Annotated in this window: 19 protein-coding genes; 8 read left to right on the forward strand and 11 right to left on the reverse strand. The window is 53.7% G+C overall.

The window, feature by feature from the left end; genetic code table 11:
• Positions 1-130: 130 nt before the first annotated feature.
• The 3 genes from Q1K76_RS07195 to Q1K76_RS07205 form a co-directional block, all read right to left on the reverse strand.
• Positions 131-808 (reverse strand): carboxypeptidase-like regulatory domain-containing protein, encoded by a 678-nt coding sequence (locus tag Q1K76_RS07195; protein ID WP_258327812.1) that lies wholly within the window; start codon positions 806-808, stop codon positions 131-133.
• A 526-nt stretch (positions 809-1,334) separates the two neighbouring features.
• Positions 1,335-7,007, reverse strand: coding sequence for a TIR domain-containing protein (locus Q1K76_RS07200; protein WP_087881025.1), 5,673 nt, complete (start codon positions 7,005-7,007; stop codon positions 1,335-1,337).
• A gap of 182 nt (positions 7,008-7,189) precedes the next feature.
• Complete coding sequence (locus Q1K76_RS07205; RefSeq protein ID WP_300132168.1) at positions 7,190-9,409, reverse strand: family 20 glycosylhydrolase; 2,220 nt, start codon at positions 9,407-9,409, stop codon at positions 7,190-7,192.
• A gap of 478 nt (positions 9,410-9,887) precedes the next feature.
• Here Q1K76_RS07205 and Q1K76_RS07210 point away from each other — a divergent pair, with 478 nt between their 5' ends.
• The 4 genes from Q1K76_RS07210 (at position 9,888) to Q1K76_RS07225 (ending at position 15,022) form a co-directional block, all read left to right on the forward strand.
• The gene (locus tag Q1K76_RS07210; RefSeq protein WP_300132170.1) at positions 9,888-11,690 is read left to right on the forward strand and encodes a DUF262 domain-containing protein; all 1,803 of its coding nucleotides are present in this window, start codon (positions 9,888-9,890) and stop codon (positions 11,688-11,690) included.
• A complete protein-coding gene (locus Q1K76_RS07215) occupies positions 11,677-13,500 on the forward strand; it encodes a DUF262 domain-containing protein (protein ID WP_300132172.1) in 1,824 nt (607 codons plus the stop codon). Before Q1K76_RS07210 ends, Q1K76_RS07215 begins: the two co-directional genes overlap by 14 nt.
• Positions 13,501-13,571: 71 nt before the next feature.
• On the forward strand, positions 13,572-14,210 hold the full coding sequence (locus Q1K76_RS07220; protein WP_300132174.1) for a DUF1963 domain-containing protein: 639 nt from the start codon (positions 13,572-13,574) through the stop codon (positions 14,208-14,210).
• Positions 14,207-15,022, forward strand: a complete 816-nt coding sequence (locus Q1K76_RS07225; RefSeq protein ID WP_300132176.1) for a hypothetical protein — start codon at positions 14,207-14,209, stop codon at positions 15,020-15,022. The genes Q1K76_RS07220 and Q1K76_RS07225 overlap by 4 nt, the downstream gene beginning before the upstream one ends.
• Positions 15,023-15,276: 254 nt before the next feature.
• On the opposite strand, the gene Q1K76_RS07230 is transcribed toward Q1K76_RS07225, so the two are convergent.
• The 5 genes from Q1K76_RS07230 to Q1K76_RS07250 all read right to left on the reverse strand — a co-directional run bounded on the left by Q1K76_RS07230 (position 15,277) and on the right by Q1K76_RS07250 (position 17,950).
• Complete coding sequence (locus Q1K76_RS07230) at positions 15,277-15,870, reverse strand: hypothetical protein (RefSeq protein WP_300132179.1); 594 nt, start codon at positions 15,868-15,870, stop codon at positions 15,277-15,279.
• 10 nt (positions 15,871-15,880) lie between these two features.
• Entirely contained in the window at positions 15,881-16,360 is a 480-nt protein-coding gene (locus Q1K76_RS07235) for a sigma-70 family RNA polymerase sigma factor (protein WP_289543015.1), read from the reverse strand.
• Between the two features lie 171 nt (positions 16,361-16,531).
• The gene (locus Q1K76_RS07240; RefSeq protein WP_008863178.1) at positions 16,532-16,753 is read right to left on the reverse strand and encodes a DUF2795 domain-containing protein; all 222 of its coding nucleotides are present in this window, start codon (positions 16,751-16,753) and stop codon (positions 16,532-16,534) included.
• 70 nt (positions 16,754-16,823) lie between these two features.
• Positions 16,824-17,384 (reverse strand): cob(I)yrinic acid a,c-diamide adenosyltransferase, encoded by a 561-nt coding sequence (locus Q1K76_RS07245; RefSeq protein WP_087409350.1) that lies wholly within the window; start codon positions 17,382-17,384, stop codon positions 16,824-16,826.
• A gap of 20 nt (positions 17,385-17,404) precedes the next feature.
• Positions 17,405-17,950, reverse strand: coding sequence for a TIGR00730 family Rossman fold protein (locus tag Q1K76_RS07250; protein WP_300132183.1), 546 nt, complete (start codon positions 17,948-17,950; stop codon positions 17,405-17,407).
• 275 nt (positions 17,951-18,225) lie between these two features.
• Between Q1K76_RS07250 and Q1K76_RS07255 the strand changes: the two genes are divergently transcribed.
• From Q1K76_RS07255 to Q1K76_RS07270, 4 genes are all read left to right on the forward strand, one after another.
• Positions 18,226-18,933, forward strand: a complete 708-nt coding sequence (locus Q1K76_RS07255) for a hypothetical protein (RefSeq protein ID WP_300132186.1) — start codon at positions 18,226-18,228, stop codon at positions 18,931-18,933.
• A gap of 166 nt (positions 18,934-19,099) precedes the next feature.
• Positions 19,100-20,323 (forward strand): pitrilysin family protein, encoded by a 1,224-nt coding sequence (locus Q1K76_RS07260; RefSeq protein ID WP_300132188.1) that lies wholly within the window; start codon positions 19,100-19,102, stop codon positions 20,321-20,323.
• Between the two features lie 80 nt (positions 20,324-20,403).
• On the forward strand, positions 20,404-21,408 hold the full coding sequence (gene dusB, locus Q1K76_RS07265; RefSeq protein WP_087409354.1) for a tRNA dihydrouridine synthase DusB: 1,005 nt from the start codon (positions 20,404-20,406) through the stop codon (positions 21,406-21,408).
• A 2-nt stretch (positions 21,409-21,410) separates the two neighbouring features.
• Positions 21,411-22,121: a DUF2807 domain-containing protein gene (locus Q1K76_RS07270; RefSeq protein ID WP_158096877.1), complete on the forward strand. Its 711-nt coding sequence runs from the start codon at positions 21,411-21,413 to the stop codon at positions 22,119-22,121.
• A 41-nt stretch (positions 22,122-22,162) separates the two neighbouring features.
• Here the strand turns inward: Q1K76_RS07270 and Q1K76_RS07275 are convergent, their stop codons facing one another.
• The 3 genes from Q1K76_RS07275 to Q1K76_RS07285 are packed head-to-tail and all read right to left on the reverse strand — an operon-like array spanning position 22,163 to position 25,087.
• Complete coding sequence (locus tag Q1K76_RS07275) at positions 22,163-23,266, reverse strand: WG repeat-containing protein (protein ID WP_300132190.1); 1,104 nt, start codon at positions 23,264-23,266, stop codon at positions 22,163-22,165.
• Positions 23,267-23,313: 47 nt separating this feature from the next.
• Positions 23,314-24,261 (reverse strand): GNAT family N-acetyltransferase, encoded by a 948-nt coding sequence (locus Q1K76_RS07280; protein WP_087409357.1) that lies wholly within the window; start codon positions 24,259-24,261, stop codon positions 23,314-23,316.
• On the reverse strand, positions 24,236-25,087 hold the full coding sequence (locus Q1K76_RS07285) for a 1-acyl-sn-glycerol-3-phosphate acyltransferase (protein ID WP_258327711.1): 852 nt from the start codon (positions 25,085-25,087) through the stop codon (positions 24,236-24,238). The genes Q1K76_RS07280 and Q1K76_RS07285 overlap by 26 nt, the downstream gene beginning before the upstream one ends.
• Between the last annotated feature and the right edge of the window lie 15 nt (positions 25,088-25,102).

A 25,102-nucleotide genomic window follows, 5' to 3' on the forward strand; every position in this document is an offset into this window, starting at 1 on the left:
TACCTTGTCCGTAGGTGGTCTGCTGCTCGAGCGAAGAGGCTACGCTGGTTCAGGTGAAGTTGCCCGAGTAGGTGACGCCGAATCCTTTCTCCTTGACACCGCGTTTCGTGGTGATGAGGATGACACCGTTTCAGGCTCGTGAACCGTAGAGGGCGGCTGCATTCGGGCCCTTCAGTACCGAGATCGACTCGATGTCTTCGGGGTTGATGTCGACAGCCGAGCCTCCCCGGTCGACACCGCCGAAGAGCGAAGCGTCGGAGCTGCTGTTGTCGCTGAAGGGTACACCGTCGACAACCCACAGCGGCTGGTTGTTGTCGGTCAACGACGAGTTACCGCGCAGGGTAATCTTGGTCGAACCGCTCAAACCGGTGCCGGCCGTGTTCATTTGCAGACCGGCCACCTTGCCGCTCAAGGCTCCGATGACCGAGGGGTCGCCGGTCGTGTTCAGTTTGTCGGCCTTGATGTCTTGCACGGCATAGCCCAACATCTTCTTTTCACGTTTGATACCGAGAGCCGTTACCACGACCTCGTCGAGATTCTGGGTGCTTTCGCCCATCTCGATGGCAAAGAAGGTACGGTCGCCTACCTTCACACTCACGGGGTTGTAGCCGACGTAGCTGAATTCGAGTACGGCTTCGGGACTCGAAACCGACAGACCGAAGTTTCCGTCCAAGTCGGTAATCATGCCATTGGTCGTTCCCTTTTCCACTACACTTACGCCGATTAACGGCTCGCCATTCTTATCCTTGACGGTTCCAGAGACAGCAATCTTTCCTTGCACGACTCCCGAAGCCGATGAATCGGCCATGGAATCCGCGCTCTTTTCGGTTGCATAAGCTGTCAGGCTGGAAGAAAATAAAGCGGCACAAAGCAACACACAGTTTGCTCCTGTCATTTTCAGTTTAAATACCATAGAACATTTATTAGATTTTTATATGATTAGATTCCTCTTTATATCTTGTTTTTCAAATAATTAGAATAGGTACATAACTCTCGTAAGGTATAATTCGACAACAAATTATACAGGTTAAAACTATTTTACAAAAATTTACTGTTAATATTTGGGTTTGCGATTATTAACATAAAATTGGATTTCTCGCATACCTGTTGATACAGGCGGGTAGAGCCGGTATGGCCCTTGAGTAGGAAAGGGGGAAAGTGTTGATTGACAGTTTGCAAGTGATAAATCGAAAGAGCCGTAACAGGTTCCGCATTTGCGGGCTTGTTACGACTCTCTATTGGACGATTCGAGGAAGTTTGGTTTCAATTTGAAAGTAGCGAGGTCTTTGTTTCAAGAGGGAACCGTGCACTTTCCCCGAATGGGATTATTGTGCTCAACAGTATTTGTCGAGGCGGTCGAGTGCCTGTTGGGCATCTTCGTATCCCAGTTCGAGCGCCTGTTGATACAGTTTTTTGGCCTGCGGGTAATTCTGCTCGACTCCCAGTCCGTATTCAAAAGCTTCGCCCAGTACCTGATAGGCCCGGCCATACTTCTCGTTCAGGCAGGGTTCCAGCAGGTCGTAGGCTTTCTCCGGGTCTTGTTGCGTGCCTTGTCCGTAGAAAAACATTCGGGCCAGGTCGATGCGGGCCGACATGTTTCCGTGCTCGACGGCCTTTGCCAGGTAGGAGCAGGCCCGTTTGTAATCTTTGGGCAGACCTTTGCCCTCGAGGTAGTTGAGTGCCAGGTAGCGCATCGAGCCCGAGTCGCCCAGTTCGCACCCTCTGAGGTACATCTTGTTGGCCAACTCGATATTCTGGGCCGTTGCGGTACCTTGTTCGTAGAGCAGCCCCAACAGGCAGCAGGCCTCGGGGTAGTTGGCATCGTAGGCCTTTTGCAGATAGTCGAGGGCCACCTTCATGTTGCGGGCTACGCCTTCGCCAAAGTAGTAGATGCGCCCCAGGTGGTACATGGCCCAGGCGTTGCCCTTGTCGGCAGCCTTTCGCAGGTAGAAGGCGGCCATGGCGTTGTTCTGGGGAACGCCTTGTCCCATCATGTAGAGCGAGGCCATGCCTTTGATGGCGTTTATCTCGTCGGCATCGATACCCTTCTGGTAGTAACGTTTGGCCTCGGCATAGTCGCGAATCTCGTCGGGGCCGTTGCGGTAGATGTCGCCGATGAAGCCCAGGGCGTAGGTGTATCCCCGTTGGGCCGCTTTTTTCAGGTATTGCAGTGCCAGTTGGGGGTCATGTATTTCGTTGGGACCGTTCCAGTAGAGGAACCCCAGGTTGAAGTAGCCGTAGACGCTGTCGCGCTCGGCTGCCTGTTTGTACAGTTCGAGCGCCTTCGTCTCGTCGGCAGCGACGCCCCGGCCGTAGAAATACATGTCGCCCAGTTGGTTGAACGACTCGGCGTGACCCTTTTCCGCCAGGTGCGAGAAGTAGGCGAAGGCCGTCTTGAACTGAGCCTTGTCGAGAGCCTCCTTGGCCTCGTTGAACAGTTCGTCGTCGCTCTTGTCGGGAATCTCGACCTCGCTGGTGTTCTCGTCGACCAGGTTCTGTTGCAGCTGTTCGAGCCACTCCCGGGCATTCTCGAAGCCTTGCGCGATTGCCTTCTGGTAGTATTCGATTGCCTTGCGGGTATCCTTTTCGAGTTGCCCGATGCCGTCGGTGTGGAGGCGCCCCAGCCAGTAGGAGGACTTGCCGTATCCCTTGTCCGAGGCCGTCGAGAAGCAGGCGATGGCTTTGGAGATGTTGGCGGGGACAATCTCGCCGAAGAGGTAGAGCTCGCCTATCTTGTTGATGGCCGCCTCTACACCGTTGTCGGCCGCCAGCTGGTAGTATCGGATAGCCGCTTCGGGGTTGGGCTCTATCCCTTCGATACCCCCTTCGAAGAGGAGACCCAGTTGGAAAGAGGCCTGGTGGTTGCCCCGTCGGGAGGCTTCGGTGAGGAGTGCGACCTCGCGTTGGCTGTCGGGCTGCAGGCCGCCGCGTCCGTTGTGCAGGTAGTAACAGAAGCGTCGCATGGCGTTGGAGTCGCCCTGCTCGATAGCCTTTTGCAGGTAGTAGACTGCCATCCGCTCGTTTTCGTCGTTCTCCTCGGCATTCATGTAGATACCTCCCAGGAAGTTGTTGGCCTGTCCCGTTTCGTCGTATTCGGCGGCGCGTTCGTAGTACTTCTTGGCCAGTTCGATGTCGCAGGGAACCCCCAGCCCGGTCTCGTAGATGAGCCCGATGTGAATCAGAGCACTGGCATCTTTGGGATACTCTTCGATGTATTGCTGGTAGTAGTCGAGAGCCTGCCGGGCCCCCTCCTCGGTATCGAGCATGTCGTAGTATCGGGCCAGGTCGCGGTTGGCGGCCGTGTAGCCTTGCTCAACGGCCAGACGGAGCATGGCCAGCCCCTTGTCGATGTCGCGGGGCACCTCGTCGGCTCCGCGCAGGAGCATGAACCCGCAACTGTACGAACCGTAGCCCGACCCCTTTTGCGAGGCTTTTGCAAAGTAGTCGTAGGCCTTGGCCATGTCGGCGGGTACCGACTCGCCGTTGAAGTAGAGGTCGCCCAGGTCGTTCAAGGCTTGGATGTATCCCAGATTGGCCGCCTGGGTGAGCAGATTGACATATCGTTCGGTCTCTTTCGCCTCGAGCGCCTGACGGGCGTCGAGGTAGGCCTGTTTGGCAAAGGGGTCTACCCCTTGCTCTTCGTCGGGCGAGGCTTGGTCGGCCTCCATCTGGTTGAGCAGCTGGAAGGCGCTCTCGTTGCCCATGGCGGCCGCCTGGCTCAGGTATTCCATCGCCTTTTCGCGGTTGGGGGCGGTCCCCTGGCCGCGCAGGTACATGAATCCTACCGAGTAGAAGGCGTAGGGATAGCCCTCGTCGCAGGCCTTCAGGTAATATTCCAGCGCTTTGGCGAAGTCTCGTTCTACCCCCTTGCCGGCATAGTAGAGGTCGCCCAGCTCGGTCAGGGCCCGGTAGTGGTTGGCCTCGGCCGCTTTTCCATACCAGTAGAGCGCCTTTTCGTAGTCGACGGTGAGCCCGTCTTCGGCCGAGTACATGTCGCCCAGGTTGCACATGGCGTCGGGCAGATTCTGCTCGGCCGCCTTGGTAAACCAGTTGGTGGCCCTCACGGGGTTTACCTTGACATTCCAGCCGAAGCGGTAGGCTTTGCCCATGTAGTTCTGGGCGTAGGAGTATCCGGCCTCGGCGGCCTGTTGTATGAGACTGAAACCCTTTTCGGTCTCACCGGCAACCTCTTTCTCAATCATGAGCATGCCCAGCCGGTAAAGGCACGAGGGGATACCGGCGTTAGCTCCCCGCTGGTACCATTCGGTGGCTTTGAGTATGTTTTTCTGCACGCCGTCGCCCTCTTCGTAGATGAGGCCGAGGGTGAAGAGGCAGGTAGGCTCGTTGTTGCGGGCGCCCATCTCGTACCATTTGATGGCCTCCTTCATGTCGCGACGACAGCCGAAAGAGCCGTAGTAATGGTATTCGCCCATGTTTTTCTGGGCCTCGGTGTAGCCGTTTTCGGCGGCGAGTTTCATGTATTTGATGACTTGAGCATGGTCCTGCTCGACAAAGAGCCCCTTCATGTACATGAAAGCGAGGGAGTATTGGGCGTAGGCGTTGTTGCTTTGGGCGGCATTGGAGAACCAGTAGTAGGCCTGTTCGTAGTCGACCTCGACCCCGGTGCCGTAGAAGTAGATGTCGCCCAAGCGGTTGGCCGCCTCGGCTTCACCCATCTGAGCCGCTTGCAGCAGCGGGGCGATGGCCTCGGTGTACCGTTCGATGTCGCACAGGTCGATGCCACGTTGCAGAAACTCGTGGCTGAGGCTCTGGGTCATGCCTGCCTGTCGGCCGGCCTGCTCGAACTTCAGGGCCTTCTGGTAGAGTTCGCTGGCCTGGGGGGCGGCATAGTCCTGGGGTGTCATCTTCTCGACGGCAATGCGCATGAGTCCCTCGTAGGCAATGTCGGCATGTTCGCCCTCGGCGATATGGGTCAGATAGGCGATGGCCTTTTCGTATCCGTTTTCCTGTCCCGACTGCATGTAGAGTTCGGCAATGGCCTTGATGGCGTCGACATATCCAGCCTCGGCCGCTTTCTGGAAATACTCCTCGGCCTTCTGCAGGTTGGGGCTGACTACCCCCTTGGCCTCGTAGTAGGCCAAACCCAGGAAGTAGTAGGCGTCGGGGATTTGCAGGGCCTCGGCCTTGCGGAAGTAGTCCATCGCCTTGAATTCGTCCATCTCGGTGCCGCGGCCGTAGAAGTAGAGCTCGCCCAGTTTGCAGAGGCAGATGCCGTCGTTGAGTTGGGCGCCCCGCTTGCACCAGTCGAAGAGTTCGCTCAGGCGGTCGGGGTCGTCCTGGATGTGGCGGATGACCTCGTGGATGGCATCGATGTCGTTGCGCTTGGCAGCTTTGATGTAGAACTCGAGCTCGCGGCCGGCGAAGGAGGCGGGGGCCTCTCCGCTCTCAATGAGTTGGGCTATCTTGAGGTAGGCGGGCGAGAAGCGCTGCTCGGCCGAGGCCAGATAGAGGCTCCAGGCCTTCGGCTTGTTGACCGGGGTGCCGAAGCCCCCTTCGTACATGGTGGCCAGGTAGTAGAGCCCGAGGCTGTCGCCCAGGTCGGCCGACTTGGTGAACCAGCGGAATGCCTGGGAATTGCCTTTGTTGTCGGGCATGTTGTAGTAGATGAGGGCCAACCCGTTCATGCCGTCGGGGTTCCCCATCTGCGCGGCACGGTAGTAGGCTTGTTGTGCCTTCTCGAGGTCCTGGTATTTCTCGTCGAACTGGTAGAGAAGGCCCAGTTCGAAGTAGGCGTCGATATACTCCTTGTCGAGGGCGCGCTGTATCCACTCGAGTCGTTTGTCCGAGTTGCCCCGTTCCATCTCGAGGTAGGAGAGCTTGATCATCGACCACTCGTCGTCGCGCTCTTCGGCCAGTTGGCGATATGTCTTTTCGGCCTCTTCCCGGTTTATGGGCAGGCCGTAGCCGTTTTCCTTCATGTAGGCAATCTCGCCCAGGGCCATGATGTTGTTCTGGGCGGCGGCATTTTTGTAGTAGGAGAGGGCCGTGTCGTAGTTTTGCTCGACATGGATGCCGTTTTCGTACATGTTGCCCAGCAGGTATTGGGCGTAGGAGTTGCCTTTCTCGGCCGCTTTCTGGAACCATTCGTAGGCCTTCCCGTAGTCGCGCCCTTTCAGGCTGCCCCGATAGTAGACCCTCCCCACGATGACCTGGGCGAAGTCCATGCCCTCTTCGGCATAGGGAAGGAAGGTATCCAGAATTTCGGGCCACAACTGGTAGCCCCGCACCTTGTTGCAGAGGATGTCGCAGAGCAGATGCTGAGCCTCGATGTTGTTGGCGACGGCCAGCTTCAACAGCATCTCCGAGGCCTCTTTGTATTTGTGGTTGCGGTAGAGCTTCACGGCCTCCTGGTAGATGGCCGGGCTGACTCCGCTGCCGGTGGCTGCCACCTTGTTGGGGCTCTTTCCTTCACCCCCTTCGGCCGCAGCACTGGTAGGGCGAAATTCGGTCCGGAGCGGAGCTGGTTGGGGCTCGGGCTGACGCTCGCTGAGCAGTTGTGCCTCGAGTGCCTGGTCTATCTTCGAGTCGATGATGTTGAGGATGCTCGTAATCATGTGGTCCCACTGGGCCTTGTCGTTGAGGTAGTTGCACAGGGGCTGCGTCTCCGAGGGGTGAATCTGCCGCTGGTAAATCCAGTCGATGATGCGCTTTGACTTCTCGGTGATGTTGCCGATGAGCAGAGGCACGATTTTCATGTCGTTCTGCTCGACCTGCTCCCGTATCCATACCAGTTCCTTGTTGACGATATAGTCCGACGAGACGAAGCTCTCGCTGATGAGCAGAATGGAGATGTGCGCCTGGACGATGTGGCTGTGAATCTCTTCGTCCCACTTTTCGCCGATGACCAAACCTTCGTCGAACCATATTTCGGCGTCGGGGCTGGTGTGGCGTCTGATGCGGGGAATGAGGTGAATATTACCGGGACCTTCGAGAACCCACTCCTTGTCTTCGTGGGCATAACTGATGAAAATGCGAGCTTTAGCCATGGCATGTAAGATTTATCTGTTGTTGTATTATTCGATTGTTATAAATAGAGAGGGTGTGTGATTATGATATCTATCGTAACAAAGATAATTCTTTTCGGCTCCAGACCGTCGGGATGGCATTATGTTCTATAACACAAAAGGCTGCCTGCGGGCAGCCTTTTGTGTAGAATTTATGGAGGAGCTTATTGGGCCTCTTTGCGGATAAATACCAGTCCCGAGGTGTCGTTGCCGCCTTCGCCCCAGGCTTCGACTTCGATGAAGAAGGGGGTACCGGCCTCGAACGCGTCGACCGAGAAACGGTATGCGGTGGTACCATCGTTCGAGTCGGAGGTCGACGATTGGGCTACCTCGGCCAGCAGTTCGTCACGTTTGTAGAGTTTCAGTCCGCCCAGTTGCAGCGAGTTTTCGCCCTTGGTGGGAATGAAGGTGATGACGTAGTCGCCGTTCCCGGCAATCTTGCCCGTGCACTCGAATCTCCACGGGGCCTTTTGGGTCTGGACGATGAGGGGTTTCCATTCGGCGGTGAACTCGCCGTACGGCTTGTAGGCTGAGTAGTCGGGGGCAAAGTAGATGGGCAGCGAGTAGTGGGTGTCGGTCACTACGGTGATGGCGTGGAAGTCGCTCTTGTCGGCTACCGTTACCGGGCCGGTGTAGATGGGCGAGTGTACCGTGGGATAGGAACCGTCGGTGGTGTAGCGTATGACAGCCTGGTCGATGGCCGGAGTCAGGGTGAATCGCAGGGCTCCGTTATCGACCGTCTCCATCTTCTCGATATGAGGTTCGGGTACGCGGTAGTGGCACCCCTTGGCATCGAGCCGTGCAAAGTGAGTGGCCAGGCGGTAGCTGAAGTCGGGGTAGCTGCGGGCGGCTTGCGGGGTCCAGGCTACCTCGGAGAGGGCGAGCAGACGGGGGAAGGTGAGGTACTCGGCATAGTTTTCCGACCGGTTCTCGTCGAGGCAATCAATCTCTTGCAGCACGGTTCCGTGGATGAACTGGTCGCTCCAGAAGCAGCCTTGCACACCGAGTACGGTCGACTCGGGGGAGTAGTCGTTGACCTCCATGCCGTAGCACTTCTCGACCGAAATCGGGGGCATCCAGGTAGCCGCTTTCACCTCGCCGGGAGTCGAGCTCTCGGGGAAGTCGAAATACATGTGCGTGGCCGGTGAGAGTATGGCCTTGTGTCCGGTCTTGGTCGCCTCGATGGTGTCGGCCACATTGTGCCAGAACACCCCTACGACAGGCGTTTTTACCTCGCCCCGGAGCAGAATCTCTTCCCACCCTACGACGGTGCGGTTCTTCTCTTTCATCATCTCGGCCACGACATTGGTCAGATAGCCTTGCAGGTCCGAGGCCTTTTTCAATCCTTCTCGCTGGATGATTGCCTGGCAGTGGGGACACGATTCCCACCGCACATAGTTGGCCTCGTCGCCGCCGATGTTGATGTAGTCGCTGGGGAAGAGAGCCACCGTCTCGTCCAGAATATCGCGCAGGAACTGGATAGAGCTCTCTTTGCCCACACACAGCAGATCTTTGCTGATGAAGTGTTGCGTGGGGACCTCGTGTTGCAGGCCGGTGCAACTGAGCCAGGGGTAGGCCACGATGGCCGACAGGATATGGGCCGGGAACTCAATCTCGGGGATAATCTCGACATTGCGCACCTGGGCGTAGGCAATCAGCTCCTTGATATCTTCCTGGGTATAGTATCCGCCCAGACGCTTGGCATCGGTACCGGCCCAGGCTCCCACCTCGGTGAGGCGGGGATACTTCTTGATTTCGAGGCGCCAACCCGAGTCGTCGATGAGGTGCAGCTGCAGTTTGTTGAGCTTGTACATGGCCATCATGTCGATATACTTCTTTACAAAATCCTTGTGGTAGAAGTAGCGGGCCACGTCGAGCATCATGCCCCGCCACGGACGGTTGGGGGCATCGTATACCGTCACGGCCGGAGCCGACCACACGACATCGTGCTGGCGACGGTCGCTGTACACCTCGGTCGGGAAGAGTTGCAGCAACGTCTGTATGCCGTAGAAGACACCCCCGCGGTCTTCGCCCGTCACGGTGATGCCCTTGGGGGTCACAGTCAGGCGGTACCCTTCGGGGTGACCCACCTCGCCCGGTTTCAGTTCGAGGCGGATGGTCGCCTTGCGGGCCTCGGGTTTCAGCGTCAGGTCCCAGCCGGTCGACTGACCGAGCAGCTGTTGCAGATATTCGGCCTGCTCCTCGAGCGCGGCATCGTAGCCGATGGTCGCCTTGGCGGTGAGCACGAAGTGGCCTTCGCCCTCTTCGACCCGGAGCGGTTTGGGTATCAGGTTGAGTTCGCCGGCCCAGGCCGTTGAGAGGGAACAAATGGTTACCAGCAGGGCTACCAGTCGTTTCCCTCGCAGGATGATGTCATGTTTCATAAGCACTTTATGGTTTTTAAATTTGAAAAATCGGGAGATAACGGTATCGTGTAGAATGTTTTTCAGATGATATTAACTTGGTGTTTCTTATGGATTTACGTTTGTATTCTTTCTTGCGGGGCTTTCTGAGCAAGTAAAGATACGTAAATATTTTTATTCCCCACGCATCGGTTGGGGAAAAATGGGAACAGGTATATTATGATGCGGCATTTCTTTTCTGATATATGTGGTGTAGATAGGGGTGGTAGAGGTGTATTGGGAGTGCATGAATTGGAGAAAGGGGTGATGGAAAAGTGGGCAATATGGCTTTTGTTAACCATATTTAACTGTTGTAAGAGAGATAATGGTGACGATTAGACTTATATTTAACAACCATAAAATTATTTGAATAGCGGGGGCACAAGACCGGAAAAAACGGCGGAAGTCTGACTGTTGAATCATCTATGGATAAAACCTTAATTTTATAATCATGTCGATTTTGAATCTGAAGTATCCTGAAGCAAATTTTCTTGAGAACTTGAGAAATAGGTTCGATGAGGAATTTCCCGGTGTAGTGGTTGGGAAGATTCAGTATTGGGGGAATGCTCGTTATTATCATCACTATTATATACAATTTACGCCTGCGAATTTTTTACCGGGTATTCATTTCGAATATTATGTACAGAATAGGGTGGGTAGACTTGAATTTCATTTGGAGCCTGACCCGAACAATGTTGAGCAGTGCCGTTTGTATAGGGATATGGGTATATCGTTGATGCATGGTCTTTTGGACCAGGGTGTCGAGTGGAATCCACAACTTGAATCTTTCTGGCTTAAAGACTGTCGTATCGATAGCCTGGATTCTTTGCTGAAGAGTTACCAGGAATTGAGTTGCCTGGTGGAACCTTTGTTGGCGAAATCGCTTATGGCCAATCGTGAAATCAAGTTAGAGCTATTGTCGTATTCCAAACAAGAGACCGGACATGTAGCGTTAATAGAACGAGGGGAGGACGTTTCGGTGAGGATCATGAATCTGGCCGAGGTTATGAAACTCGACCTGTCTCTTCCCGACTATCAGCGTGACTATTGTTGGGAAGATAGAAATATCACCGATTTATGGAACAGTCTCCTGAAGATAGAACCGGATAATCCATTTCACTTGGGAACTGTTATTCTCCACGATAACCAGCAGCATTATGATATTATTGATGGCCAGCAACGGTTGATAACGCTTACCCTTATTCTTCTGGCTTTGGGCTATGACGATTATTTGCCGCTGCTGAACGAATCGTACGAGTCGGCAGAGGCTCAAGACCACATAGCTAACTGTAAATATGTAGTGAAGATTCTGGTACAGTCATGCAAGAATCGTGAAGCTCTGCTCGACAAGATAGCCCGTCAGGTTTCGTTTGCCGTGCTTGTAGTCAGTGAGGCTAATCTGGATCTTGCATATACCTTCTTTTCGAATCAAAACTCAAAGGGCGTGCCATTGACCGATTTTGACCTGCTGAAGGCTCATCATTTACGATTTATTGCTGACGAAAAGCAGGCCGAGCATGTGGCTGTCAAGTGGAACAAGATATTGCAGCTGCCCCCTGTATATCACGATAGTAACGCCTTGTTCCGTACAATTGGAATACATATATACCGGTTAAGACGGTGGATGCGCAAAAGGGGATCAGCCGAGAATAGTTACCGATATATACAGCATGAATACCAGGCTGCACCCTCGATGCCCGATATTCCGCCGTTTGGAGAGCGGCTCGATTTTTATGAAAAGATACAAGGGGGCACCCATTTTTTTATGTATGTAGAGACCTTCATCCAACGCTATGAAGATTTTGTGCGGGAACCGTTTGTTCAGGAAGTGAGGGATAGGCTGTCCTACGGCCCTTACGAGATATTTGCCGATACCCTGGCAACATTGCTATTCGGGTATTATCTTAAGTTTGGACGTTCCTATCTGGTCGAAGCATTCTTTTGTTTTTCTCAAATGATGGCTTTGTATCGGTACAATTCGGACCGGGTTGCCACTAACGGGTCTGGGGTGAGAGATTGGGCCATGAATAGCGAATTTCTGCTTATGATCGACCAAGCCTCTTCTCCCACATTCTTTTTGGCCGAAGCTCTTGCCGCCAGTGAAAACAAGTTCCAGATAAACAGTGGACTATATCTGCCGGAAACCAAAGGGGTGAAGTGGGGCATGTATGTGGCCCTTAGAAATATCTGGAACTATGCTTTGCCCTTGGTTTCGGATACGACGATAAGAAATAAAATTATAGAAGAGTATGGTATACAATAAGATAACACCGGAACTTATTGCCGGGAAAAACATTCGGTTCTGTATCCCTCTATATCAAAGATTGTTTACGTGGCCGACTTCTCAGGTAGAGCAGTTGTTGGATGATTTGTGGTCTCATTTTGGCAAAAATCCGGACAAGCCCTATTATTTGGGAATGATTACGGTTGTGCACCGGGAAGGTCGGGAAGATCGATGGGACCTTATTGACGGGCAGCAGCGTATAACGGTACTGATGTTGCTCTCCATCGGGTTCTTGCTCAGTGGCAGGACCGATTCGACTGAAGAGTGGATTGCGTTTTTTGATGATTCCAACCGGTTGTATTTCAAAGGCCGGAGCCAGGACCGTGAATTCTTAAAATACCTCGCGGATCGTAAGCCTTCGACCTATCGGAATATCAATATGGAGAATGGGCTCTCTTGTATCGAGGAATATCTGAGAAAACATTTCAGTGAGGAGGGCGCTCTCGACCTGTTTGCCAGTCGGGTATATCGTAATCTGACGCTGTTTGTTACCGAACTGCCAGGCCACTATGTTGCGTCACCGGCTTCTTTGAACGAATATTTCGAGGCAATGAACTCGAGCGGCAAGTCGCTTGAGCAACATGAGATTCTCAAAGTCGATTTGTTGCGTGGTCAAGATGATAATGATAAATTGCGCTTTACCCGCCTTTGGAACACGGTGTCGAACTTCGAGTTGCCATTGATTAAGGAATCGGAGAAAATCGACCGTGGAGAGCAAATCCGGAGATATAAAGAGGCTATATCCATGTGCCGTGAAGGCGATTTCGACGGTCTGATACGCAACTTATGTTCCAAGACAAATGAGCGGGATTCCCGTGGATCCAAGTCTATTGCCGAAATAAGAGTAGAGAAAAGGGATTTCGGGAAACCCTCCTACGACGACAGGGAAGATGCGATTATCTCGTTCCCTCAGTTTTTGCTGATGATTTTGGCTATCCACCTGAATGAAGACCGCATAGCCCGGATTCACCCCTCGAAGTTGCTCGATACTTTCAGAGATAATCCCTTGACGTGTGTTCCCCGCTTTTATCAGCAACTTGTTCTTTATCGGCTTTTGATGGATTTATATGTGGTGAGAATGAAATACTCTTCCTCATCGGGCTATCACAAACTCATGGTTAAAGACGAAGAAAATCTCTATCATGAGCATGAACGGTTAAAACAATTCGAATCGATGTTCGATGTCTCTACCGAGCCTCATCGCTGGATATTACCCTTGTTGAAGTATATTGCAGGGCTCGATCATGAACCCGGACAGGCAGAGTTGCTTGCTTTTTTGATGAACCTGGATAAAGAGTTGAATCATCAAGGACAATGCCCTGATGTATCGGAATTGGGTTACGAGGTCAAGCCTCGGTATTGGCTGTGGCGGCTCGATTATGCTTTGTGGGAGAAGGTGCTGCTCGAGGGCAAAGACGCGTTGGGATTTTCAAATCTTGATGCAGAGTCTGTTCGGCAATACGAGTTTCGTCAGAATCGCTCTATCGAACATCTGCATCCACAAAATGAAAATTATAACGACAAATGGTCTTGGCACGACATTAACTCATTGGGAAACCTGGCTATGATTTCGCAGAGTTTCAATTCTGCACAAAGCAATCTGCCGGTGCATGTAAAGTTTGCCAATCTGGAGGTCCAGGTCAACAGCCGTAACCTGCAAAGTATCAAACTGTATCTTATGTATCTCGAAGCCAAATGTTCCGACCAGGAGTGGACCGTGGAAACCATGCGATTGCATGAACGCAAGATGATGAAAATATTGAAGGAGAGTATCGAAGCCGCTGGCTAACAAAAAATCAAGACCGTAGTACCCATATGGGGCGGTAGCAGACTTGTGTTTAACATCGTAAATTGGATAGTATGAAAACAAAATCACCTGTCTATATTCATTTGGGCGAGGCGGTTGAAAACCCGCCGGTGGGCAGCAGCCACTGGTTCGGCTATCCCGACCTGCCGCCCGACGTGGAGATTCCGCAAATCGAGGAGGGCGGAGAGTCGTATGCGTTGACTCTGGTCTGCCAGATCAATCTGTCGGAGCTCCCGTTGCAGCCGGCACAGAAGGGGCTTCTGCTCTTTTTTGCCGATATTGCCTACTATGGCGGTCATTGGGACGAGCCGTCGATTGGCTCGGATATTTCGGACAATCGGGTCTGCCGGGTGGTCTATGTGCCGGCCGAGAAGATGGGCACACTGGTGAGTTGCCGCGAATACTTTTTCGAACAGGATGAGCCGAAGGCCATTGGTCTGATTTTCAACCGGGAGAAGCCGACGTTGGCCGAGCCCGAGCTGCAGCTGTTCGGGCGAACCGATCACCTGGAGTGGGAAGACTGGCCGAGCCCTTGCGAAGGGTGGCAACTGCTCTTGATGATGGACTCGATGTCGGGAGCAGACTATTCTTATAATTTCATCGACTGGGGTGTCTTGTGTTTCCTGATTGAGTGTGAGGCCCTCGAACGTAAAGATTTTTCCAATGTTAAAACCATAATTTTATCCACATGATACTGTTTGTTACTCTTGAGACCGATGCGTTGGGCACTGTTTCGCGCGACCATTACAGTGTTTCACCCGACCAAGTAGACCGGGGCATCTATGTGAATGCTCTCTTCCCGAATAGTTATGGCAGTTTTGTCAAGGCTATCCATGTACAAAGTGTAGACGGAGGAGAGGCTGTGCAGATAACGAGCCAGTATGGCTCGCGCAAATATTCGGCGTATGAACACGCCCAATGGGAGTCGGGCTCAATCGGGTTGAGCTATGCTTCGTGCAAGGTGTTCATAAGTTTGGTCCCCAAGTATATGCCCACCTGGGACATCTTGACCGTCAAGCACGAGGGGGCTACCATGGTGTTCCAGCGCGAAGATATTGTGGCCGGAGCCCATCTCGGGTCTGTACGTCCTCGTGTAGACGGCAGCCAGATCCCGTGGTTGGATACGCGGGTCGAGTTTGCCGGCGACGACAGGGTTATGCTCAGCGCCTCCGAGCGAATTATGGTTGTCTTGGGGGGAGAGCCTGTCGTGTCGGGTGAGGAGACGTATGAATTGTGCTCCTTCTCGACCATCGTCTACGAATGGGACGACCTGGAGAACAAACCCGTGAAGTTCGTGGTCGATACCCAGGACCTGACTGCCAGTGCCGACGATGCCGAGGCTGCCCTCCGGGTGGCCGACTCTATCGAAGAGCAGCAGCCCGAGATGCTTGAGATTGTGGCCCGCTATATGGAGCATGCCGCCGACCTGGGCTCGGCCGAGGCTCTGGCTTGGTTGCGCGACTATCACGAGGTAGACGACTCGCGGCATCACCCGTATGTGTAGCCGTACCCGATTAGTTGGATATAGTTTTATCTATTTCTTCTCATGTTTATAAGCGATATGATAGGCAATATCTTTTGCAATAAGCCATCGCTTTAAAACCACCGGCGCGACAAACAAACCGCACAGTCTGAGAGGGAGTAGGGATGAGGTAGGGATGAGGAAGCAAACAGATACCATGCTATTCTGGGAGAGTAGAAGGCAAACTAAGTTGTTTGCCCTCTACTCGATTATTGTCTATCGAAAGATGTGCTCTTTTATGGCTTGACCTTCAACTGTTTGATGATGTCGTCGCAGGCCCTAAGCACTTTTCGGTCAATGAAATACTGGATACAGATACCGGCAAAGATAGCCACGCACATGAAGGTGATGGCAGCGATGCCCCGCTCCGGGACGCGGAATGTGTTGTAGATTGCCGGAAATATGAAGCACATGAGACCTATCGCCAGAACCCACGAGACTGTATTGACAATCATGTAGTTCCGTTTGAATTTCCGTAATCGGGTTACCGTCGAGAGCAGGTCGTCTGCGCCGTATTCTATTTTCCCGAGTTTGTGGTATATGAATACATAACCCATCAGCAGCAGTACATAGAACGCTGCAAGCATGCCGGCAAGGCACATGTCAAGTCCCTTGATATAGGAGGCTGCCAATATAATCAGTATCGCTGCACCTACACCGGCCAGGGTGGTTCTCCTGTTTGAATCCAGCACATCGATATGGTTCCGCAAAACCAGTTCCATAAGTTGCCGGTTGATAATCAACTGTTTGTCCATATCTGCCTTGAGATAGTCATAGTCCGACTTCATTTGCCGGAGTTCATCATACATGGATAAATTGTCGTTCTGCATAGCCTTTTACTTAATTGTTCATTTTCTTAAGTTCCTCTTTAATCCTGTAGAGTTGGAAGGAGACATTCTTTACGGAAATGCCTATGACCGCCCCGATTTCTTCATAAGACAATCCTTCAAGCCACAGGAGAATCAGAGCACGGTCAACCAGTCCGAGGCGGTTTATCCTGTCATACAGACGTCTTACTTGCAGGGTCCTGTCGCTTATTTCTTCAAAGAAATCGACATCGATGCTTAACGGGATATGTTTGATTCCCTTTCTTTTCCTTTTCTGTCCGTTAATGCAGGTGTTGAGGCTTACACGGTAGATCCAGGTTCTGGCATCTGACTCTCCGCGGAATGTGTCATATCCTTTCCAGAGCCTGACCAGCACATCTTGAAAAAGGTCTTCCGCCTCCTCTCTGCTTCCGGAAAACATATAGCAGACGGTATAGATAACGGTCTTGTGCTGCTCTACCAATCGGGTGAATTGCTGTTCCTTCTGTTCCATCATGATTTCAGATTTCTACCCTATTAGACAACAAAGTATCTGAAAAACTATAAATCATCGGTTATATTTTCGTCGTTTGAGGCTATCAAACACGTTTGGATAAACAAATAAATCCCTGCTAATCTGTTCGATTAACAGGGATTTATTTGTTATCTTGCGCTTAAGAACGCATCAATATTCTTCCTCGTTGAAGAAGAAGTCTTCTTTGCTGGGGTAGTCGGGCCAAATATCTTCGATACATTCATAGGTCTCCCCTTCGTCTTCCATCTCCTGCAAGTTCTCGATAACTTCAAGAGGTGCCCCGGAACGCATAGCGTAGTCGATCAACTCCTCTTTTGTTGCAGGCCAAGGTGCGTCTTCGAGTTTCGATGCTAATTCCAATGTCCAGTACATAGTGTTAAATTTTTAACTTGTTGATATGTCTTTCTATAAAATGTTCGCAAAAATAGCTCATTTATTTTCATTAGCAATCTTTATCCCAGAAAATTTCGTCCTGTTTTTTGACATAATTGTTAAATCGCGCTAAAACGAAGAAGTAGTCGGAGAGGCGATTGACAAATTTCAGGATGTTTTCGTCGACCAGAACCTCTTGGGCAACCTGGCAGATGCGGCGTTCGGCCCGGCGGCATACGGTGCGGCACACGTGGGCTTGAGCGGCGGCGGCTGTCCCGCCGGGCAGCAGGAAGGCGTGGAGCGGCGGCACGGTGGCATCGAGGGTGTCGATGCGGTTTTCGATGCGCTCGATGTCGGCGGGGTGCAGTCGGCTGGCATCGCGCAGTTGGGTGAACGAGGTGTCGGTGGCCAGGTAGGAGCCTACGACAAAGAGTTTGTTCTGTATGAAGAGGAGCAGGGCGTCGTCGTCGGGGTCGTTGCCCATCTGGCGCAGCAGGCCGATGTGGGCGTTGAGTTCGTCGATGGTGCCGTAGGCTTCGAGCCGCGGGTCGTTTTTCGAGATGCGCAGTCCGCCCACCAGCGAGGTGGTGCCTTTGTCGCCGGTGAGGGTGTAGAGGTTGCTTTTTTTCATATCGCTGTCAGTTTGGGTTATTAACGGTTTTGTTGCTCCAGTAGTTCGCAGCAGGCGCGGGCGTCGGGCACGACCTGGTAGAGGTCGGGGCGGTCGTACCGTAGGAAGCCTTGCCGGCGCAGCAGGTCGAGCTGTTGCACGAGGGGCTCGAATATGCCCTGCGTGTTGCAGATGACGATGGGCTTGTCGTGGTGACCGAGCATCTTGGTGGTGATGGCGTCGAAGAGTTCGTCGATGGTGCCGATGCCGCCGGGCAGAGCCACGATGATGTCGCCCTGATTGATGAGGCGTCGCTTGCGGTCGCCCATGTCGTCGGTAGTGATGAGCTCGGTAGGTTGCTGGCTCGACCGTCCCAGGTGGGCGATGTGGCTGGTGATGATGCCCAGCACGGGGCTGCCGTTGTTGCGGGCGCACCGGGCCACAATCTCCATGAGTCCGCCATTGGCCCCGCCGTAGACCAGCCGGTAGCCGTGGGTCCCTATCCATTGGCCCAGCACCTCGGCCTCGTGCTTGTAGTCGGGGGCGATGGCATCGGAGGCCGAGCAAAATACGGTAATGCTTTGCATAGTGTCGTTTGTTTTTTCAAAGATAGTGAAAGGTGAGCGCAGAGGCAAATGAAAACCATGTTTTCAAATTTGACTATGCCGAACTGCATCCTATCTTATCCAAAGATAGTGAAAGGTGGCTATCGAGACAAATAGAAAATGAAATTTTCGATATATGGCCTCTTGTTCTATGAACGAGAGTAAGAGGCGAGATTATAAATTGCGCTATAAGGTGTGGGGAAAATCCAGGATTTGCATATATTTGCCACAGATGATTCCAGAACGAGTTGGATATAATGGTTATGAGATTGAGCCGGTATTTGACGCTTTTATTTGTTTCCGTATGGTGCTGTGGACCTGCAGGGATGTATGCGCAAGACGAGGCTTCGGCTTTTACGGCCGATTTGTACGGGGGGCTGTACCTGAATAATGAACCGGCCTGGCAATTGGAGCCTTCCGTCAGCTGGCTTTTCCATAAGTATCTGGGCGTGTCACTTGGACTGGAATTGACCAGCCAATACAATCAACCGAGCCGTCAGACTGTGATTGACGGGCATGAAGCCGAGCTTGCCGACAATGAGCGAAACATCGGATGGCTGATATTGAAGCCGTCGTTGGTCATTAAATCTCCTGCTATCTGGGCGAGTGCGGATAACGACTGTCGTCTTTGGGTTCAGGCCGAGCCGGGGCTCAGTCTGGCGTGTCCGTTCCGAAACTCTTTGACCTATGAAATCAAGCAGTTTTCGGGAGCCGTCAGCCAGACCGTAGATTACCGCACATTTCCCAATAAGGGGCTCCAGTGGTTCTACTGGAATGCCCGGGCCTCGATCAATTTTGCCATTGGTCGTTTTATATTCAGGGGCGGGTATTCTGTCTCGAATCTCGACTATTATTCCGGGCGGAGGAATATTATGCTGGACAACGGGCAGAAGTTCTATGTGCCCAAGAGAGAGTTGAGCCAGAGCATCTTCCTGTCAATCGGTTATGCGTTTCATCACTTTTGAAGGTCGATGATAAATCCCTTCCTACGAACAGTTTCTTGTCTTTCTTATTCAAAAAAGAATACGGAAAGAGGGTTCACCTGTATAGGGGCAGAATAATATCGCCGTTTTTTGTGGAACGGGCGGGAATGTCGTATTTTTGCAGCTCCTAACAGAGGACGGTTTATTTATGGAAGAATATCAGATTTGCACCTTGTCCAACGGCCTGCGGCTCATACACCGGCCCACGCAGTCGGCCGTTTCGTATTGCGGCTTTACGGTCAATGCCGGTACCCGCGACGAGGAGGAGGCCTACAACGGGTTGGCCCATTTCGTGGAGCATACGTTGTTCAAGGGTACGACCCACCGGCGTGCGTCGCATATCCTCAACCGCATGGAGGTGGTGGGGGGCGAGCTGAATGCCTACACGGCCAAGGAGGAGACGGTGGTCTACTCGATTTTCCCGGGCGTGCATCTGCCCCGGGCCATGGAGCTGCTGGGCGACCTGGTGGCCAACTCGCAGTTCCCCGAGCGGGAGTTGAGCAAGGAGCGAGAGGTGGTGGCCGATGAAATCGATCTCTACCTCGATACCCCTACCGAGCTGATATACGACGAGTTTGAGTCGCTGCTCTTCGAGGGGTGTGCGCTGGGTCGCAACATTCTTGGTTCGGCCGAGTCGCTCAACCGCATGACGTCGGCGGTGGCCCGGCAGTTCCTCACCGACCATTATACCCCCGGCAACATGGTGTTCTTTTCGATGGGGGCTACTCCCTTTGCCCGGGTGAAGGCTCTGGCCGAGCGCTATCTGGGCGGGCTCACCCGTCCCACGGCACCGATGAATCGCCAGTTGCCCCACCCGGTGCCGGCTTTCACGCGCACCATCAACCGGGATACGCACCAGTCGCACGTCATCATCGGGGCCCGGGCCTACGACCTGCACGACCCGCGCCGCCGCGCCCTGCTGCTGTTGAACAATCTGCTGGGCGGCCCCGGCATGAACAGCCTGCTGAATGTGAGCTTGCGCGAGAAGCGGGGCTATGTCTATACGGTAGAGTCGTCGGTGACCTCGTATACCGATACCGGCCTGTTTACTATCTATTTCGGTACCGACCATCACGATACCCGCCGTTGCATCGACCTGGTGCGCCGCGAGTTGAAGCGGTTGCGCGAACAGCGGCTTTCGGCTTCGAAGCTGGCCTCGGCCAAGCGGCAGTTCATCGGGCAGCTCGAGGTATCGACCGACAACTCGGAGAATGTGGCCCTGGCTCTGGGCAAGAGTTTCCTGCGCTACGGCCGGTTCGACTCGCTGGAGGAGGTTGCCCGACGGGTCGAGCAGATTACGGCCGACGACTTGATGGCCGTGGCCAATGAGCTGCTGGCCGAAGAAAGGTTGTCTATGTTAATTTACGAATAGAATAATTGTTAATTTTTATAACTATATAGCGACGAGGCAGATAGTTTTTTGTATATTCGTCTTGTCAATCAGATGCAGACATGAAAATAGGTAATCTCGATTTTGGCCGGTATCCGCTGTTTCTGGCCCCGATGGAAGATGTGACGGACGAGTCGTTCCGCCTCATGTGCAAGGAGTTCGGGGCCGATATGGTCTATACGGAGTTTGTGTCGAGCGATGCGCTGGTGCGCAATATCAACAGCACTACCCGCAAACTGAACATACATGACGAGGAGCGTCCGGTGGCCATCCAGATTTACGGCCGCTTTGTCGATGCGATGGTCGAGGCCGCCCGCATGTGCGAGGAGGCTCACCCCGACGTGCTCGACATCAACTTCGGCTGCCCGGTGAAGAAGGTGGCCGGCAAGGGTGCCGGGGCCGGCATGTTGCGGGATGTACCGCTGATGCTGAAGATTACCCGGGCCGTAGTCGATGCCGTGAAGATACCCGTCACGGTGAAGACCCGTCTGGGGTGGGACCAGGAGTCGCGCATTATTGTCGAGCTGGCCGAGCAGTTGCAGGACTGCGGTATCGCCGCCCTCACCATACACGGGCGCACCCGCAGTCAGATGTATACCGGCGAGGCCGACTGGACGCTCATCGGCGAGGTGAAGAACAACCCCCGCATGCACATTCCCATCATCGGGAATGGCGATGTGACCACTCCGCAGATAGCCAAGGAGAAGTTCGACCGCTACGGGGTCGATGCCGTGATGGTAGGGCGGGCCAGCTTCGGTTGCCCCTGGATTTTCAAGGAGATGAAGCACTACCTGCTCACCGGCGAGGAACTGCCGCCGCTCACGATTCACGAGAAGATGTCGGCCCTGCGCCGGCAGATGCTCGAGAGTGTGGCCCGGCTCGACGAGCATCGGGGCATCCTGCACATCCGTCGGCATCTGGCCGCCACGCCTCTGTTCAAGGGAATCCCCAACTTCAGGGAGACCCGTATCGCCATGTTGCAGGCCGATACCGTAGAGGCGCTCACGGCTATCCTCGACAAGATAGAATATGAGATATTACCCAACCAAGTTATAAACGAGAAATGAGTATGAAGAAGATAGGGATGTGGGCCGTTTGCCTCCTCTCGGTTGTGGGGATGCAGGCTCAGACGGTAGAGACCTCGGTGAAACAACTCGCGGTCGACGATTTCTACAAGATGAAGGTGTACAACAACTTCGACGTGTCGTACCGGCAGAATGCCGACTCGGCCGGGGTGATTGTGGTCATGGCGGCTACCGACGATATAGAGAATATCGAGTGTGTCTCGAAGAAGGGGCAGCTCACCATCAAATACAAGGGCCCGCGCGACAAGGAGCAGATGCAGGGCTCGATTATCGTCTACTCTACGGCGCTGGAGTATGTCGAGAACAACGGTATAGGTTCGGTGCAGATTACATCGCCCGTTTCGGGGGCAGCCTTCCAGGCCAAGGTGATAGGCAATGGCTTGATTGCCGGGCGTCACATCGATTACGGTATTGTGAAGGCATCGGTGCTGACCGGCAGCGGCAAGGTGGTGCTGGCCGGTAAATGCCGGGAGGCCGAGCTCTCGGTAACTGGCACGGGACAAATCGAGGCCGACGGTCTGGTGGCTCGCGACGTGAGTTGCCGCATTACGGGCAACGGTGTAATCGGGTGTCATGCCCAGAAGAAACTGACAGCCTGGGCTACGGGCAACGGCGAGGTCTATTACCGGGGAACCCCCGAAATCAAGAAGAACTCGCTGGGCGAACTCTCGGTCCGCTCGCTCGAGGGGCTTTAATTTCCTTCGCTCCCCTGGAAGGGGGCTTGTTCCTTTGTGACTTATTTGTATCGGGCGTGGTTGCTGGCTACGGTGGTGAAGGCACTGCCGGCGCCCAGAGCCTGCTGCATGTAATCGGCCGATATGCGGTCGTATTGCGGATTGATGCGGTAGCGGCCGTCGGTGTCGACAAACCCGTATACGGTGCCGGCCTGTACCAGAGCCAACCCGTCGAAGAAGGGGAGGGCTTCGGCAAACTGCCGCTTTATCTTCCACTTGCCGTGGCGGTCGATGTATCCCCATTTCCCTTGCAACTTCACCGGAGCCAGTTCGGCCGAGCCGAAGGCGCGGCTGTCGTCGAAGGCGGGGGCGATAACCTCTTTGCCGCTGGCGTCGCACCAGCCCCATTTCCCCGCCTTTTGGATGCGGAAGAGGGTACCGTCTGAAACCAGGTTTTCACACTCGGTTTGCCAGATGGAGTCGCCCTGCATGCCGATGACCCGGAAGGTGCCGGGCTTTACCTGCACGACAGCCTGTCGGTGAGTCGAGAACGATTCGGCCGATTCGTACCGGGGGGCTATCGTCTCTACGCCCTGGGCGTCGATGTATCCCCACATTCCCTCCTCGTTCTGGACTGCGGCCAGTCCCTGGGTAAAGGGCTTCACCTGCCGATAGGCGGGTTTGACCACCGTCTTTCCGCTCTTGTCGATAAATCCCCATCGCTCGCCCCGTTTCCCCTTTTGGGCAAAGGCGGCCATCCCCTCGCAGAAGATCATCGCCCGGGAGGCCCGGGTGAGGGTGAGTTGCAGGCGCCCCTTGGTGTCGATGGCACAGGGGGCCTCGTCGGGGCGTACCACCCAGGCGCGGTTCTCGTGGAATATGGTTGCCTCTTTGTAGACGGCCGGGTAGATGAGTTCGCCCGCGTCGTCGATGTACCCCCACTTGTCGTCGGCCCGGTTGCACACCAGCGCCATGTCGTCGTAGAAGAGCGAGGCGTCGGTGTAGGGGCCGGCAAAGCGCAGGTCGTCGTCGCGGTCGATGTAGAGGCAGGAGTCGCCGGCGAAAGCCGGCATGTAGTCGGTTTCGGTGAGGATATACGATTCGTTTCCGCCGCACTGGCTGAACAGAAGCACAAGTGCCGCGGGCAGTAGAGCGCTCGGTTTCATGGCGAATATCTATTTATTCACCCGATAAAAAGGGCGGAACCGTTCCGCTACGAAATTTTTATCGGAGGCAGTTTGTCGTAAGTTTCGATGTATCGGCTTCGTTTCTCCGCAATGATATCCTTGATAGCGATGAGGATACCCGACTCCTCTACGTTGCCGAACTCGTCGTTGATGGCTGTGCCAAACATCTTCATTGTGGGCGAGAGTCCCATGTAGGCGTTGACCAGCGGAGGAATGTTGTACCCGAGTTTGCGTACCTCCTGGTTCAATATCTTGTAATCTTCCTTGAAGTCGTCGTGAATGAAGAGCCGGCTCATCTTCTCCTCGTCGGTATTGGTTTGCAGCGGGTACCGCGGCCACACCAGATGCTCGGGGTCGGGGAAGTGCTTGTTCAGGAAGTAGAGAATCATGTTGCGCCCCTCGTGCGAGTAGGTGGGGTACATGGTCACCTTCCCGAAGAAATATTCGATTTGCGGATAGTCGACCGTGAGGGCACCCAGACCGTCCCACAGGTTGTCGAGGGCAAAGAGGCCCTTGGCTCCGGCACGCGACGACTGGTATTCGAGCGTAACGAACGAGCGTCCCAGCTCGATGGTGCGAGGCAGGTATTCGTGCAGGAACTTGTCGGAGAAGTCGAAGAGGTGCGAGGTGGCGATGCGGGGCCGGCCCTGCTCATCGGTACGGATGTTCTCGCCCAGGATGAAGCGGTAGCCGCCTATGATCTCTTCGGCATCGGGGTTCCATACGATAAGCTGCTGGCAGGGCGGGTCCATCGTATCGAACTGGTCGATGTCGAGGGCGAGCCCGGTGCCGCCGCCGGGAAAACGGAAGGCGATTTCGCGCAGTCTTCCTATTTCGCGCATGGTATTGGGTGCGTTGTTACAATCGACAATGTATATTTTGTTTCCGCCCTTGCGGGTATCCCGCATAAATCGGTCGGGGGTCAGTTCCGACTTGATGAGTTCTTTGTCAACAGGCGCGATAATCGGTTCCATGTTGTTGTTTTTTAATCTGATAGACTTGTTGTTTTACAATCTGGGCCCACTCTTGAAGACTCTTGGACTTGTCGAATGTCTGCCAGGGGATAGGTTTGCCGATGTAGATGTTGAAAGTCTTGTTTTTACTGCTAAACATTTCGTCGGGCAAATATATCAATTCTATATTAAATTTTATGCCGAGAGATTTACGTATTTTAGCAAATCGATAAAAAAAGGCTGAATTCTGACCTTCGAAAAAAATGGGTATTACATCGCGCTGCGATTGGATGGCTTTGGCGATGAAGGTCTTTTTCCACTCCAGGTCGCATATCTTGCCGTGTTGCAGGCGCGAGCACAAGCCGGCGGGGAAGATGAGCATCTGTTCGTCGGAATCGTAGGCTTTGTTTATCTGCACGCTCGACTCCTTGGCCTGGGAGCCGTACTTGTTGATGGGCAGGAATACGGGAGCCAACGGTTTGATATTCATCAACAGGTCGTTGACGAGAAATTTGATTTTCCCGTTGTAATAATGTCCGAAGAATCGGATGAGCGTCACTCCGTCGAGCGCTCCCAGCGGGTGATTCGAGGCAAAAATGAAACGCCCTTCGGCCGGAATATTCTCGATGCCGAAGACGCGGGCGTGCACGTTCATGTAATCGAGCAGGTCGTCGGCAAACTGCACGCCGGTGCTCTCCTTGTAAGTGCTGAGTACGTAGTTTATCTCGTCCTGATGGATAGTGCGCTTGAGATAACGGAAGAGAAAACCCGGAATCCGTTTCGCATATTTGGGCGTTTTCTCTCTGACTACCTTCTCAATATCGATTTTCAGAGGTTCGGAACTCATGACATTCATAAAAAG

Origin of the sequence: uncultured Barnesiella sp. (assembly GCF_946496565.1) — a bacterium.
Taxonomy (GTDB): Bacteria; Bacteroidota; Bacteroidia; order Bacteroidales; family Barnesiellaceae; genus Barnesiella; species Barnesiella merdigallinarum.